This window comes from Tautonia sp. JC769 (genome assembly GCF_040717455.1).
Lineage (GTDB): Bacteria > Planctomycetota > Planctomycetia > Isosphaerales > Isosphaeraceae > Tautonia.
Genome location: NZ_JBFEFH010000017.1, coordinates 13138 through 27720, shown reverse-complemented (window position 1 = coordinate 27720; position 14583 = coordinate 13138). Strand labels below are relative to the sequence as shown.

At 62.3% G+C, this 14583-nt stretch carries 10 protein-coding genes; all 10 read left to right on the top strand.

Annotated elements, in window-relative coordinates:
• Positions 1 to 37: 37 nt before the first annotated feature.
• Positions 38 to 316 (top strand): hypothetical protein, encoded by a 279-nt coding sequence (locus AB1L88_RS16690; protein ID WP_367097812.1) that lies wholly within the window; start codon positions 38 to 40, stop codon positions 314 to 316.
• The gene (locus AB1L88_RS16685; RefSeq protein WP_367097811.1) at positions 313 to 1605 is read left to right on the top strand and encodes a restriction endonuclease subunit S; all 1293 of its coding nucleotides are present in this window, start codon (positions 313 to 315) and stop codon (positions 1603 to 1605) included. Before AB1L88_RS16690 ends, AB1L88_RS16685 begins: the two co-directional genes overlap by 4 nt.
• A complete protein-coding gene (locus AB1L88_RS16680; RefSeq protein ID WP_367097810.1) occupies positions 1602 to 2960 on the top strand; it encodes an ATP-binding protein in 1359 nt (452 codons plus the stop codon). Before AB1L88_RS16685 ends, AB1L88_RS16680 begins: the two co-directional genes overlap by 4 nt.
• Positions 2957 to 6007 carry an HsdR family type I site-specific deoxyribonuclease gene (locus AB1L88_RS16675; RefSeq protein ID WP_367097809.1) on the top strand — a complete coding sequence of 1017 codons (3051 nt, stop codon included), beginning with the start codon at positions 2957 to 2959 and terminating at the stop codon, positions 6005 to 6007. Before AB1L88_RS16680 ends, AB1L88_RS16675 begins: the two co-directional genes overlap by 4 nt.
• Positions 6007 to 6723, top strand: a complete 717-nt coding sequence (locus tag AB1L88_RS16670; RefSeq protein ID WP_367097808.1) for a SprT family zinc-dependent metalloprotease — start codon at positions 6007 to 6009, stop codon at positions 6721 to 6723. Before AB1L88_RS16675 ends, AB1L88_RS16670 begins: the two co-directional genes overlap by 1 nt.
• Before the next feature lie 111 nt (positions 6724 to 6834).
• Positions 6835 to 8733: an AAA family ATPase gene (locus AB1L88_RS16665; protein ID WP_367097807.1), complete on the top strand. Its 1899-nt coding sequence runs from the start codon at positions 6835 to 6837 to the stop codon at positions 8731 to 8733.
• An 11-nt stretch (positions 8734 to 8744) separates the two neighbouring features.
• Positions 8745 to 10715 (top strand): phosphotransferase, encoded by a 1971-nt coding sequence (locus AB1L88_RS16660; RefSeq protein ID WP_367097806.1) that lies wholly within the window; start codon positions 8745 to 8747, stop codon positions 10713 to 10715.
• Between the two features lie 164 nt (positions 10716 to 10879).
• The gene (locus AB1L88_RS16655) at positions 10880 to 12145 is read left to right on the top strand and encodes a hypothetical protein (RefSeq protein ID WP_367097805.1); all 1266 of its coding nucleotides are present in this window, start codon (positions 10880 to 10882) and stop codon (positions 12143 to 12145) included.
• A gap of 585 nt (positions 12146 to 12730) precedes the next feature.
• Positions 12731 to 13120, top strand: a complete 390-nt coding sequence (locus tag AB1L88_RS16650) for a hypothetical protein (protein ID WP_367097804.1) — start codon at positions 12731 to 12733, stop codon at positions 13118 to 13120.
• A 740-nt stretch (positions 13121 to 13860) separates the two neighbouring features.
• Complete coding sequence (locus AB1L88_RS16645; protein WP_367097803.1) at positions 13861 to 14571, top strand: hypothetical protein; 711 nt, start codon at positions 13861 to 13863, stop codon at positions 14569 to 14571.
• Positions 14572 to 14583 lie beyond the last annotated feature (12 nt).

The following is a 14583-nucleotide window of genomic DNA, read 5'->3' as shown; positions in this document are numbered from 1 at the left end:
CCCACGGGATGAATCTGCCCCGGGAACGATCGCCGAGTTGGCCGGCCGGATCGAATCCCTCAACCGCCAGGCGGTTGCGGGCTACACGCCGGTCGTCGAGGACATCCTCCGCTCGGGCTCCCGGGATGTCGCCCACATCGAGCGGACGCTCGACGGCCTGCTCGACTTCTGCGGATATCCGCCGATCGTCGAGCTGTACCGAAGCCTCTGCCGACATTACTGGGCGATCGATCCCGAAGCGACGGCCCGCTACGTGGAGTACTACCGGGAGGTGTGGGATTCGGAGGAGAAGGCTGATGTGGAGGGGGCGTGGTGAAAAAGGCTATGCGGGACACCGCGATCCCGGAGGGGTTCAAGCTCACCGAGGTAGGAATTATTCCTGAGGATTGGGATATCACCACAGTTGGCGCAGAATTCTCAATTCAATTAGGGAAAATGCTCGACGCAGAGAAAAACACCGGGGTACGAAAGCCTTATTTGGGCAATCGAGCAATTCAGTGGGGGCGCATTGATCTCTCGGACATCAGCGAAGTTCCACTCACTCCAAGCGATCTAAGTCGCTTCAGACTTCGGAACGGAGATTTGCTCGTCTGTGAGGGCGGAGAGGTTGGTCGTGCTGCGATATGGCAAGACCAAACGGATGAATGCTATTACCAGAAGGCGCTCCATCGATTGAGACCCTTACGTGGCTATAGCGTTAATTTGTTAGCTTATATTCTTCACAAAATGTCGGCGAATGGATTCCTGCTAAACTTTGTAACGCAAACCAGCATTGCTCATTTACCAAAAGACAAGTTTCAAACTGTCCCAATACCGGCGCCACCAAAAGCCGAGCAGGAGGCCATCGCGGAGGCATTGAGCGATGCGGATGCCTCAATCGAATCGCTGGAGCAGATCATCACCAAGAAGCGGCAGCTCAAACAAGGGGCAATGCAGGAATTGCTCACCGGCAAGCACCGCCTGCCGGGTTTCGAGAAGCGTAGAGGTCGCAAGCTGACTGAGCTTGGAGAACTTCCGAACGATTGGAACATTTCCACCGTTGGCGATCAGTTCTCGATCCAACTCGGCAAAATGCTCGACGCAGAGAAGAACGTGGGTGTTGCAAAGCCGTTTCTAGGCAATCGTGCCGTCCAGTGGGGCCACTTTGATCTTGGCGACATCGGCCTGATTCGACTTTCGCAGACCGACATGCTGCGGTTTCGTCTCCGAAACGGTGATCTCCTTGTCTGTGAAGGGGGCGAGATCGGACGTGCTGCAATCTGGGATTCACCAATCGAAGAGTGTTATTACCAGAAGGCATTGCACAGACTTCGTCCTAAGCAGGGCTACAGCGTAAGTCTCATGCTGAACATGCTAAACTGGCTTGCGAAGCGTGGAGTTCTGCTGAACTTCGTCACTCAGACGAGCATCGCCCATCTACCAAAAGACAAGTTTGAAACCGTTCCTCTCCCTGTTCCATCGCCGTTGGAGCAAGAAGCCATCGCTTCCATTCTCTCGGCCATGGACGCCGAGATTGACGCCCTGCATGACAAGCTCACCAAGACCCGCCAGCTCAAGCAGGCCATGATGCAGGAGCTTCTGACGGGGAGGGTGCGGCTGGTATGAAGGAGAGTCAGAACACCGAATGGAAAGAATCCTGGCGGGACGAATACCTCAAGTGGCTCTGCGGGTTCGCCAACGCCGAGGGCGGTGTCCTGGTCATCGGTCGCGACGACAAAGGCGCGGCCGTCGGGGTGAGGGACGCGAAGAAGCTGCTGGAGGACCTGCCGAACAAGATCCGCGACGTGCTCGGCATCATGGCCGACGTGCGGCTCGTCGCGGACGGCGGCAAGGATCTGATCGAGATCCGCGTCGATCCCTACCCGTACCCGGTCAATTACAAGGGCGAGTACCACTACCGATCCGGCAGCACGAAGCAGGAGCTCAAGGGGGCGGCCCTCGACAAGTTCCTGCTCCGCAAGCAGGGCCGCACCTGGGACGGCGTGCCCGTCCCGGATGCCACGGTTCGCAGCCTGTCGAAGGACGCAATCGACGCCTTCCGCGCGCGGGCGAGCCAGAGCCAGCGCATGACGGCCGCCGACCTGAAGGAGTCGAAGTCCGGGCTGATCGAGAAGCTGCACCTCACCGACGGCAAGTACCTGAAGCGGGCGGCCGTACTGGCCTTCCACCCCGAGCCGGAACGCTTCGTCACCGGGGCCTTCGTGAAGATCGGCTTCTTCCGCACCAATGACGACCTGCTCTACCACGACGAGGTCCACGGCGACCTCTTCACCCAGGTCGGCCGCACCATGGACCTGCTGCTCACGAAGTACCTGAAGGCCGCGATCACCTACCGGGGCATCCAGCGGGTCGAGACGTTCCCCGTGCCCGAGCCGGCGCTGCGCGAGGCGATCCTGAACGCGATCATCCACAAGGACTACGCCACCTGCACGCCGGTGCAGATCAGCGTCTACGCCGACAAGCTCATGGTCTGGAACCCCGGCCAGCTCCCCCAGGATTGGACGGTCGAGAAGCTGAAGGCCAAGCACGCCTCGCTCCCCTACAACCCGGGCGTCGCCAACGTCTTCTTCCGCGCCGGCGAGATCGAGGCCTGGGGCCGCGGGGTCGAGCGGATCCTCGCCGCCTGCCGCGAGGCCCGATTCCCCGAGCCCGTCATCGAGCAGGAGGCGACGGGGCTCTGGATCCATTTCCAGTTCTCGCCCGAGATCGTCGAGCGTACGGCCGCCGGGCCGGCTCCCGAGGCCGCCAATGATCGAACTAGGGAGAAACCTAGGGAGAAAACTAGGGAGAAACTGCTCCGGCTGGTGAAGGGCGACCCCACCGTATCCACCGAAGCGTTGGCGTCCGCGCTCGGGATCACGCCAAAGGGGGTCGAATGGCAGATCAAGCGGCTGAAGGCGGATGGACTCCTGACACGAGTCGGCGCCGATAAAGGCGGGCACTGGGAGGTGAGTGAATGAGTACCATCGGCCAACCCGAACGCGCCACCCAGAACCGCGTCATCGCCCTGTTCCGCGACGAGCTGGGCTATCGCTACCTCGGCGACTGGTCCGACCGCGACGGCAATTCCAACGTCGAGGAGGGCCTGCTCACCGCCTTCCTCGCGAAGTCCGGCTACTCCCCCGCGCAGATCGGCGCGGCGCTCTACCGGCTCCGCACCGAGGCCGACAACGGCAGCCGGAGCCTCTACCAGAACAACCAAAAGGTCTACGAGCTGCTGCGCTACGGCGTCGACGTGAAGGTCGAGGCCGGCAAGGTCACGGACAAGGTCCACCTGATCAACTGGAACGAGCCCGAGGCGAACGACTTCGCCATCGCCGAGGAGGTCACCCTGCGCGGCGGGCGAGAGCGTCGGCCGGATCTGGTGCTCTACGTCAACGGCATCGCCGTCGGCGTGATCGAGCTCAAGAACAGCCGGGTCTCGATGAGCGAGGGCATCCGCCAGAGCCTCTCCAACCAGCAGCCCGAGTTCAACGCCGGGTTCTTCTCCACCGTCCAGTTCCTCTTCGCCGGAAATGACTCCGAGGGGCTCCAATACGGGACCGTCGGGACCCAGGAGAAGTATTTCCTGAAGTGGAAGGAGGACGAGCAGGATAATTCGCGGTTCAAGCTCGACAAGTACCTGCTGAAGCTCTGCGCCAAGGATCGCCTGATCGAATTGATGCATGACTTCGTGCTCTTCGACGGCGGCGTGAAGAAGCTCCCCCGGGTCCACCAGTATTTCGGCATCAAGGCCGCCCAGGAGCACGTCCGGGCCCGCAAGGGCGGCATCATCTGGCACACCCAGGGCAGCGGCAAGAGCATCGTCATGGTGCTGCTGGCCAGGTGGATCCTGGAGAACAACCCGAACGCCCGCGTGGCGATCATCACCGACCGCGACGAGCTGGACAAGCAGATCGAGCGGGTCTTCTCCGAGGCCGGCGAGTCCATCGAGCGCACCGGCAGCGGCCGGGAGCTGCTCCGCCTGCTCGGCCAGGCCCGGCCGCGCCTGCTCTGCTCGCTCGTCCACAAGTTCGGCAAGAAGGACGTGGACGACTTCGACGCCTTCATCAAGCAGCTTGAAGGCGAGCCGAGCAAGACGGTCGGCGAAGTGTTCGTCTTCGTCGACGAGTGCCACCGGACCCAGGGCGGCAAGCTCCACCGGGTGATGAAGGCGATCATGCCCAACGCGGTCTTCATCGGCTTCACCGGGACGCCCCTGCTGAAGAAGGACAGGGCGACCAGCCTTGAGGTCTTCGGCGGCTACATCCACACCTACAAGTTCAGCGAGGCCGTCGAGGACGAGGTGGTGCTCGACCTCGTCTACGAGGCCCGCGACATCGACCAGAGGCTCGGCTCCCAGGACCGTATCGACGCCTGGTTCGACGCCAAGACCCGCGGCCTGAACGACTGGCAGAAGGACGAGCTGAAGAAGAAGTGGGGGACGATGCAGACCCTCCTCAGCTCCCGGTCGCGCATGGAGAAGGTCGTCAGCGACATCCTCTTCGACTTCAGCGTCCGGCCCCGGCTCTCGAACGATCGCGGCAACGCCATCCTCGTCGCCTCCAGCATCTTCGAGGCGTGCAAGTATTTCACGCTCTTCCAGAAGACCCCGCTGAGGGGCAAGTGCGCCCTGGTCACCTCCTACAACCCGCAGGCCCAGGACGTGACGAAGGAGGAGACCGGCGCGAACACCGAGACCGACAAGCAGTTCATCTACAACACCTACATCGAGCTGCTCAGGGACGTCGAGGCCGCCGGCGGCCGGTCGAAGACCGAGGCCTACGAGGAGCGGGCCAAGGCCCTGTTCGCGCGCGAGCCGGCGAACATGAAGCTCCTGGTCGTGGTCGACAAGCTGCTGACCGGCTTCGACGCCCCGCCGTGCACGTACCTCTACATCGACAAGTCGATGCAGGACCACGGCCTGTTCCAGGCCATCTGCCGCACGAACCGGCTCGACGGCGAAGACAAGGACTTCGGCTTCATCGTCGACTACAAGGACCTGTTCAAGAAGGTCGAGAAGGCCATCGCCGTCTACACCTCCGAGCTGGACGACAGCGCCGGCGGCGCCGACCCGGAGATCCTGATCCACGACCGCCTCGAGAAGGGGAGTCAGCGGCTCGACGAGGCCCTGGAGGCGCTCGCCCTGCTCTGCGAGCCGGTCGAGCCACCCAGGGGGGAGCTGGAGCACATCCACTACTTCTGCGGCAACACCGAGATCCCGACCGACTTGCAGGAGCGGGAGCCGCAGCGTGCCACGCTCTACAAGGCGACCGCGTCCCTGGTGAGGGCCTACGCCAACATCGCCGACGAGCTGGAGGCCGCCGGCTACGGCCCGGCGGACATCGCCCGCATCAAGCAGCGGCTGGAGCACTTCGTCAACCTGCGCGAGATCGTCCGCAAGGCCAGCGGCGAGAGCCTCGACCTGAAGGCCTACGAGGCCGACATGCGGCACCTCATTGACACCTACATCGAGGCCGACGAACCCCGCAAAATCTCCCCGTTCGACGGGATGGGGCTTCTGGAGCTGATCGTCAAGACCGGCATCGCCGACGCGATCGCCTCGCAGCTGGGCGGGCTCAAGGGGGACAAGAATGCGATCGCCGAGACGATCGAGAACAACGTCCGCCGCAAGATCATCAAGGAGCACCTCAATGACCCGGCGTTCTACGAGAAGATGTCGGCGCTGCTGGACGAGATCATCGCCGCCCGGAAGGCCAAGGCCCTGGAATACGAGGAATACTTGAAGCGGATCGCCGAGCTGGCGAAGAAGGTCGAGGCCGGCCAAGGCGAGGAGACCCCCGCAGCCCTGGACACCCCGGGCAAGCGGGCCCTCTACAGCAACCTGAACCAGGACGAGGGGCTGGCCCTCCGCATCGACGAGACGGTCAAGGCGACACGCCCCGACGGCTGGCGGGGCGTGCAGGCCCGCGAGCAGGTCATCAAGGCGGCCCTCTACGGCGTCTTGCAGGATCCCGACGAGGTCGAGCGCATCTTCCTCATCATCAAGGCGCAGAAGGAGTACTGATGGGCACGGAGATCCGACTCGGCGACATCGCGGTGGACGTGGAGCTCAAGGACATCAAGAACGTCCACCTGAGCGTCTACCCCCCGACCGGCCGGGTCCGGATCGCCGCCCCCTCGCGCATGAGCCTGGACACGATCCGCGTCTTCGCCATCTCCAAGCTGGGATGGATCAAGCGCCAGCAGGCCATAATCCGCTCGCAGGAACGCGAGACGCCGCGCGAATTCATCGATCGCGAGAGCCATTATCTCTGGGGCAGGCGCTACCTGCTCGAGGTGGTGGAGCGAAATGCCCCGCCGGCCGTCGAGTCGGATCACAACCGATTGATCCTGGGAGTCCGACCCGAGACCTCCGAAGAGCGGAGAGGGGAGATCGTCGAAGACTGGTATCGCGAGCAGCTCAGGGCCGCTGCCGTGCCGCTCGTCGCGAGGTGGGAGCCCGTCCTGGGCGTGCGGGTCAATCGCGTTTTCGTCCAGCGGATGAAGACCAAGTGGGGCGGCTGCAACCCTCGGACCCGGAACATCCGCCTGAACACCGACCTCGCGAAAAAACCTCGCGGATGCCTCGAATACATCGTGGTCCACGAGCTGGTTCACCTGATCGAGCCGACGCACAACGCCCGGTTCGTCGCCATCATGGACGCCCACATGCCCCAGTGGCGGTCCCTCCGCGATCAACTCAACCGGCTCCCCGTGCGGCACGAGGAGTGGGGGTACTGAGGCGGCGGATTGGCCGTGTGAAAATGGGCCGAGGCCTCGCCCGTCGATTATTCGAAGCCTGCAGGGCTCCCGGATACCTGAAAAGAATGTCCCTTGGGGTGTTGCGATCAAATGTCGACTTATATTCAGTCGCTTCGTACAACCGACGGCTTTCTCAAGAACGCCAGGGTCGAGTTCTCCCCGGGATTGACTTGCATCATCGGTGCTCGGGGGACCTGCAAGTCGACGCTCGTCGAGACGATCCGATTCGCCTTCGACTGCAACCCCGAGCGCGTCGCCTGCCTGGTGCGTACCGGTCCGCCGACGCAGGGGAACGACAGCCACCCGACCCAGGGACTGATCTCGGAAACCCTCCGCGACGGACGGGTCTGCTGCGAAATCGAGGAGCGGGGGGCATCGGGGACCAATCGGATCACCGTCGAGCGGGAGATGGGGCTCGGCCCACAAATCTATCGCGAGGGCGTGCGCGAGCTGGCCGATACGTCTGTCCTGCAGCGTCTGGAGATCTACTCGCAGGGGGACCTTGAGCTCATCGCCCAGGTCGACCAACTCCGGCTCGACCTGATCGATAGACCCCACAAAATCTCGATCGACGCCCTCAAGGCAGAACGCGAGAGAAACGCGGCGAATCTACGCGCCATCGGTCCGAAGATCCGCACGAAACGCATCGAAATTGAGTCGAAGCGGGTGGAGGTGCGAGGTCTCGAAGGCCTTCGGGCGCAGCTTTCGGAGCTTCAGTCGAACCGCCCCTCATTTTCCGAGGAGTTGGATCGCGAGCGGGCCGATTACCAGGCGAGAGGTTCGTTTCTCGAGTCCCTCGAGTCGGTCCTCGAGCAGCGTCGAGAATCACTGAATACCTTGCTCATGGACCTGCAACCCCTGGGGGGACTCCCGGGGCTCGCCGAGGGCGTGGAGCAGGTCGACGTACCCGAGTCGCGTGAATTGCTGGAGCTGCTCGAAAGGCATCAGCAATTCGTGCAAACGGCGAGGGCGACCGCCCAGGACGAGGCGGACATCGAGACTGATGGACTGCTGGCGGCCGTGCGGTCTCGGCTCGAAGGGCTCAACGCCCGATACTATGAGCTGCGCCGGGAGCAGCAGGCCATCAATGATAGCCTGAAGCGAGAAGACGCCCTCAAGGACCAGATAGCACACCTGGAACGACAACAGTCGTCATTGGAGCAGATGATCGCGGATGTCGCCGAGCTGGCCAGGCAACGGCAGTCGGCACGGGACGCGATTCGCCGGATCGGCGACGAGATCTGCAACCTGCGAATCCGCGAGGTCGAGGCGATCAACGCCCGTCACAGCGACGTGATCATCCTCGCTCTGGAGCCCGGGGTCCGATCCCCAGGTTACACCGAGAAGCTTGGCAACCTGCTCAAGGGTTCGAACCTCCGCCACCAGGCAGACGTCGTCCGCGATCTCGCGGAGAAAATCCGCCCTTCCGACCTCGTGGACATCGTTGAAAAGTCGGACGCCTCGCGTCTCGCGACGGCGTTGAATCGCGACATCGGGCAGATGACTCGCCTCATCGGGCACCTGTCCGACAGCGCGGGCCTCTACGAGCTCGACGGGATCATCTTCGAGGATCGGCTCGAAATCACCATGTACGACGAGGGGGTGCTGAAGCCCGTCGGCCAGCTCTCCCAAGGTCAGATGGCAACAGCCCTCCTGCCGCTCATCCTGCGATCTGCGGATTACCCCCTGATCTTCGACCAGCCGGAAGACGACCTGGACAATCGCTTCATCTACAAAACTCTTGTCGAGATTGTCAGGAGCCTCAAGCAAGAGCGGCAACTGATCTTCGTGACCCACAATGCGAACATCCCTGTCCTGGGCGAGGCGGACAGCGTGATCGTGATGCAGATGGAGACGCCCCTGGCGGCGGCTGCGCCGATCTGCGGGGGCGTCGACGAGGTCAAGGAGCATATCCTGAACATCCTGGAAGGGGGGAAGGAAGCCTTCCGTCAGAGACAGGAGAAATACCAGGCCCTCCTCGGGCAGTGAGGAGAGCCGAGATGGATAGTCCTGATGGAACTGCATCGAGCCAGCTCTGCGGCGCGGATGAGCGATCCTTCGAGAAGGGTTTGCATGCGGTCTGCCGCGAATGGGAACAGGCGGGCGATTCTTCGCGGCTGGCGGGGGTACTTCGAGAATTGGGAGCCCTCGCAGCCACAAGGTCGCTCGGTTCGAGCGAGATCTCCCGGAGAGCCAGGCTCACCGTCGAGGCCGCCAGGCTCACCGACGTTCAATTGAGAGTGATGGCGAGTGCGCTTGGGACCTTCCCGCCGGCGGTCAAGCAGGCGGTCATTGCTGCGTTACCCGCCGGCCTGCGTCGACTGGCCTACGCGCCCCAGCCCGAAAATTCGGTCGCCGACTCGGCTCCGGCCGGAGCGTCCCCGGCACGGCCGGAAGCGGCCCCCGACCAGTTAAATGGTTCCGACCCCGCCCGACCCTGCGCGAATGTGATCCTGCTCGGGACGTATGCGGATCACGAGGAGAACCTCCGGACGCTTGAGCGACGCGGCTTCTCCGCCCTACGAGCGACTACTATTGAACAGCTCGCCGAATATCTCGATCGGGATGTCTGCGGCATCGTCGTCTCTCGAAGCTGGTGGGCCTCCTTGCCCGTGGCTGCCCACGACGATGCGATCAGGCGGATTCTCACCCATTCCAGCTTTGCATGGATCAAGCTCGACTCCGAAAGCCTCCCCTTCTACGGCAATCGGCTGCACGAGCTTCTCCTTTCGATCCGCCATTCAGAACCCCAATGGGACGACTGTGTCTGCCACGACGGATGCCGACTAACTGCCCATGACCTCGACGCGCTCGAACGGGTCCGTGGAATCCTCTCGAGTTCGGAGGCGGTCCGACTCTGCCCGGCGGAAATCCACGATTCCCAGGCACGGATCCTGATCGGGGCGGCCATCAAGCACGTCAGACGCAGGAACCATTCCGCGGGGTTCCAGCTGTCGCGCGTCGATGCGAATCTCATCCACGGGGGCCGGTCGGCGGCCAGGATCATCCGAGTCGTTCCCGACGACGACGGTGCTCCGTTCGTCGCCAAGATGGACGATCCCTGCCGGCTGAACGATGAGATGGACCGCTTCCGGAGGTACGCACAGCGGTGGGATACGCAATTGAACCCCCAACTCCACTACCATGCGGGTACGAGCCTCATCCTGTTCGGCCTGCTCGACTCTCCAACCACCCCGGGAGTTCCCGCGCCCACGGTGGAGGAGACGTTCGAGTCGATCTACTATCATGAACACTATCCGCCCTATGCTGGGCCGTCCGAGGCCGACACGAGAGAGCTGATTAGTCGAACGATCAGCAAGCTACGCCAACTCAACGCACTGCGGAATGACGGAGCGTGCGAACGCCGCATCGCAATCGAATGCCAGCCCTTCGATCGACTCCGCGAGGCAGGACTCCGTTGGCATGTGGGACACCCGGGAAGAGTGGATGAGACGGTCTTCGAGCTGACAGCTGCTGCGAGCAACCGGGTCGCGGAGATGGCGGACCAGGCCATCGTTCACGGGGATGTCCAGCTGCGGAACATCTTGGTCAGGGACGGCAGGGAGCCCCACCTCATCGACTACGCGAACTGCGGCCCTGGGCATCCATGCTTCGACCTGGTACGCCTCGAGTCCGCAGTCTTGTACTACTGCTTTCGCATGCACAGTGACGAATCTGCCCTGGCTGCTCTCCTGCAGGATATCCTGCTGGGCCGGGACGAGTCCGAGATCTGTTCAGCACATCCCCTGTTCTGTCGATCCGTCACGAACAGGCTTGCGATCCACACCTGCATAGCGTGTCGGGCGGCGGCGATCGAGCTCGCCGGAATCCATGGGGGAACAGAGGACGATTACCTGGCCATGAAGCTCGTGCTGGCCTGTCAGAGCCTTTTCTTGATCCACCTCCAGGCCGGCGTCGTACGTGGCCAGCTGTGCGCCCTCAATGATGTCTTGCGTCGTCGAACATTGTAATCGTGAGGCCTATTGATCGTGAGCGACCGGAGAAGGCTTCGGCTCGTTACGGCCACGCTCGCCGGTTGCTGCTGGGGGCAGGCCGGACTAACATAGCCACTGGTGTCGCCCACAAAAGCAGGACAGGTGAAGCGATCTCAGTCCAGTGGAAAGGAGGGCGCATCGTGCCTGCTTTTGAAGCTGAACCCGATGACGAGCGGCCGCTCGAGATCGAGTTGGTCCCGCAGTTACTGAAAGCGGATGTCACCGAACGGTTGTCGCGATCGATCGGTCGATGCTCGTCCCTGAGGGCGGCGATTGCCTTCTGGACTATCGACCTCGCTTTGCTGGATCAACGGCTGACTCAGGGGCTCAAAGACCCTGGATTCCTCTGCGTCGATATCAACTCGCCCACCGATCTCGACCGCCTAGACCAGCTGGCCGGCAACGGGGCGAGCGTATTCCTTCATCTTAAGTCGCCCAACAACCAGATGGAGGACACTCCGGCTGGGAATTCCAGCATGCCTAAGCATCTAATGCATGCAAAATTTTTGCTGTTTGATTTCCCGGACGAATCGGCCGAGATCTGGGTCGGATCGCATAATTGGACCCGGAGGTCGTTGTTGGGCCCTAATGTTGAATTGTCGATGATTCTGAGTGTGCGTCGCGGAACAAAACTATATGGCGAAGCAGAGGATAATCTTGCCATGATCCAAAGCTTCTGCGTCCCTTTTGATCGGGATGATCTCGACTACTACAAATTCCTGCAGCGATCCGAGAGAGCCGAAACGGTGCCGGTCATCGAGCTGGAGGGCAACCATGTCGATTCCCTGGCGGAGACGAGCATCGAGCTTTTCGGCACGGACAGGAAGGATCTGAGTGAGCTGGACTCGACCGGGCGAAAGGTGATCGTATCCATCACCGAGTCACTCAGCAATCCTGAAGTTACGTATTTATACGTTGGCCAAATCATTCAGAGCGGGCTTCTCGTACGCGCAAATCCGCTCGCAGACGGCATTCAGTTCTCTGATCGGCGATACGCATTCAGGAGGGGGAGGAGGTATCCCGAGTTGGTCCAATCCTCTTGTCCGGACCAGATACTCTCCCAGGCGGTCTACTTCGTGACCATCGAGATCGAGTCGAACATTACGAGTAGGGCCGACGTTGTAGATTTGCCCGACCCTACTCGACGTTGGAAGCAGTCCCCTGACGATCCGCTTCTGAGGCGCATGGAGGCCAAAGTTCGCGAGCAGACAGCCGATCGGAAAGTCGTTGTTCGGGTCCCCGCGAATGGCGTCTCGCGGAAAGATATGCGTGAGGAGACCAACGAGCCGTTCCGGCTGTCGATCGAGGAGAAACGAGCATCGACAGACGCAAAGCTCGTTGCGAAGCGAATCCTCGTGGATCGAGAACGAAATCCGATCTCGATCGAAGAGGCCGAACGATCTTGAACTGACGGCCATGCGGTCCGATTCTCTGGGGATTCCAGCAGGCACTACTCACGGCCATGGGTCGAGGTGTACCCTTTTCCTGCGCCGATTCATCAAACTCTGCATGTGCAGAGAACCGGTCAGAAACCGGGGAAAACCCTGAAAAACACTGACAAATCTGAAAGATGGCTTCGGCCTACTGTTTAGACGCAAGCCCATAACATGAAATAGTTTGCGTCCGCGGCGTTCGCCCGATTCGGGTCCGTGAGGTCGGAGGTTCAAATCCTCTCGCCCCGACTAAACCCAAGTCCTTCCCGGATTAGAGTTTAAAGAGCACTTCATCGCGAGAATGTGCAGCCATGAGGCTGATGTCAAAGCGCTGCTGGTCGCGCTTTCGATCAGCCAGGTGCTGACAGCATCCTCGTTCGCATCCCACCCATCGGGCTAAGCCCTCCTGTCTCCTCGGGCCGGCCTGAGCTTCGTCACTCCACCTGAGTGCGTCGGGTCTTCGCTCTTCCGATCACACCGGAAGGGCGAAACATCAGAGATTCGAGCTTGGGCTGGTTGATTGCGTCTTCCAGGATGCTTCCAACCAGGACGCTCCTCATGCGCTCGCGTCGCGTGCCGAAGTATCGCCGTCTCAAGGGCAACGGCTTGGGCTTGGTCGAGCTCGACGGCAAGCGAATCTACCTCGGTCGCTACACCAGCCCCGAGGCACTCGCCAAGTCTCACCGCATCGTCCGGGAGTTCCTCTCTCAGCCGGAGGCCATCCCGGACGAGCCCGGAATCGAGGCCCCCTCGTCGCTGAACATCGACAAACGGATCGCTGCTTACCGGCAGAAGCAGGCCAAGGTCTATTCCGCCAAGCACGGCCGTCCGAGCACCGAGCAGGACGGTATCCGCCAGGCTCTCAGGTTTCTCCGAAGGCACTGCGGCGATACGCCCCGGCCAATGAGTTCGGCCTCAATGCGCCGAAGGCGATCCGGCAGACGATAATCGCGGCCGGGCGTTGCCGATCCGGGATGAGGAATAACATTACTCGAATTGAAGTCGATCGGGGGGGGGGATGAAATGAGGGAAAGTCGTCCAAGAATCCTGAAATCAAAAAAGGCGAATCGAACCAGCGACCTCCACAGGCGATCGTTGAACACGAGATCGAACGTACGCCCGCGGGCCTTTGAGGCTCACCAGCACCTTGTGCTCCTCCGGATGACCGGTGGACGCTCTTGCCGTGAAGTGTGTCCCCTGATCGGTGTTGAAGATCGCAGGCCGCCCGCCACTCAGGGCCCCCTCCAACGCCTCCAGGCAGCAGCGACCGCTGAGCGTGCTCGACGCCCGTCGGCAGAGCTCCTTTCGGCGGTGACCGCGACGCTCGCGAACCGGGGCTTCGCGAGCGATTCCCCGGACGATCGGGAGTGGGGCGCGATCGGAGCGGTTCACGCAGTACGTTCGCGTAGCAGGCAGAGATCGCTCAACCAGGAAAGCCCAAAGGGTTCCTTCCGGCCTGGAAATGTCCACGCGCAATGGGTTCGTCGAAAGTTTGGTCGACGTCAAGCCATGAGGTCAGTTCACGTGCTACTCGAGAAATCTTTCGGAACGTCGGGCGAACACACCTCGGGGATCGGCCCGGCTCCACTCGATCGAAACTTTCTCTATACTCGTGGGGTACCGTGCGCAACGGTCGTCCGCCGGGTGCCCCCGGGGTCGGTACGTTCCTGAACGTCGAGGTCACGCCCATGACCGAATCCGAGCCGAATCACGCACCGTCATCGGCCGGGCCGACGCTGGCCGCGATCATGACGGCGATCCTCGTGATTCAGGCGACGGCCTGGGCATCCGGCTTGAGGGGGAGGACCCTGGCCGAGGCCGTCGAACGCGGGGCGGCCCGGGTCGAGGAGCTCTCGGTCGGGGAGGTGGCTGAGGCCGAGATTCGCCGGGCGATCGAGGTGCAGCGGTCGAGCCTGCGGTTCTGGGCGGTGCTGGCGGCCGTGGGAGACCTCGTCGTCGAACCGTTGATCCCGGCGCTCCGGGCGTTGCTGGCCGCCTCCGGATTTGCCGCCATCGCGGCCCTCTCCGGCAGGCCGGTCCGATATGCCGAGGCGCTGGCCGGCGCGGCCGAGGCCCAGTGGTTCTGGGTCATCGGCCTCGGGGTCCGGCTCGGGCTGATGATCTGGTTGGGTCGTCCGGAGGTGGAGACGTCGGTGGCCCTCTGGCTCCCGGCCGGGTCGTATCCGGCGTCGTCCTGGATGGCCGCGAGGCAGCTCGACCTCTTTGCCCTCGTCGGCTGGATCGCGGTGGGCTGGTCGGGCCGGCGCCTGGGGCTGGTCGGTCCGGCATCGGCGACAGGGATCTGTGTTTTGCTCTGGGGCATCGAGTCGTTGCTCCGCATGGGCACGGCCACGCTCTGCGGCGCCGCCATTCGGGTCACGCTGCTGCCTCAATCGTGAAGGGCCGGACGA

Bases quoted from the DNA above. Each gene is read 5' to 3' on its own strand.
- AB1L88_RS16680 (WP_367097810.1), top strand. From the start codon at position 1,602: ATGAAGGAGAGTCAGAACACCGAATGGAAAGAATCCTGGCGGGACGAA.
- AB1L88_RS16675 (WP_367097809.1), top strand. From the start codon at position 2,957: ATGAGTACCATCGGCCAACCCGAACGCGCCACCCAGAACCGCGTCATC.
- AB1L88_RS16670 (WP_367097808.1), top strand. From the start codon at position 6,007: ATGGGCACGGAGATCCGACTCGGCGACATCGCGGTGGACGTGGAGCTC.
- AB1L88_RS16665 (WP_367097807.1), top strand. From the start codon at position 6,835: ATGTCGACTTATATTCAGTCGCTTCGTACAACCGACGGCTTTCTCAAG.
- AB1L88_RS16660 (WP_367097806.1), top strand. From the start codon at position 8,745: ATGGATAGTCCTGATGGAACTGCATCGAGCCAGCTCTGCGGCGCGGAT.
- AB1L88_RS16650 (WP_367097804.1), top strand. From the start codon at position 12,731: ATGCGCTCGCGTCGCGTGCCGAAGTATCGCCGTCTCAAGGGCAACGGC.
- AB1L88_RS16645 (WP_367097803.1), top strand. From the start codon at position 13,861: ATGACCGAATCCGAGCCGAATCACGCACCGTCATCGGCCGGGCCGACG.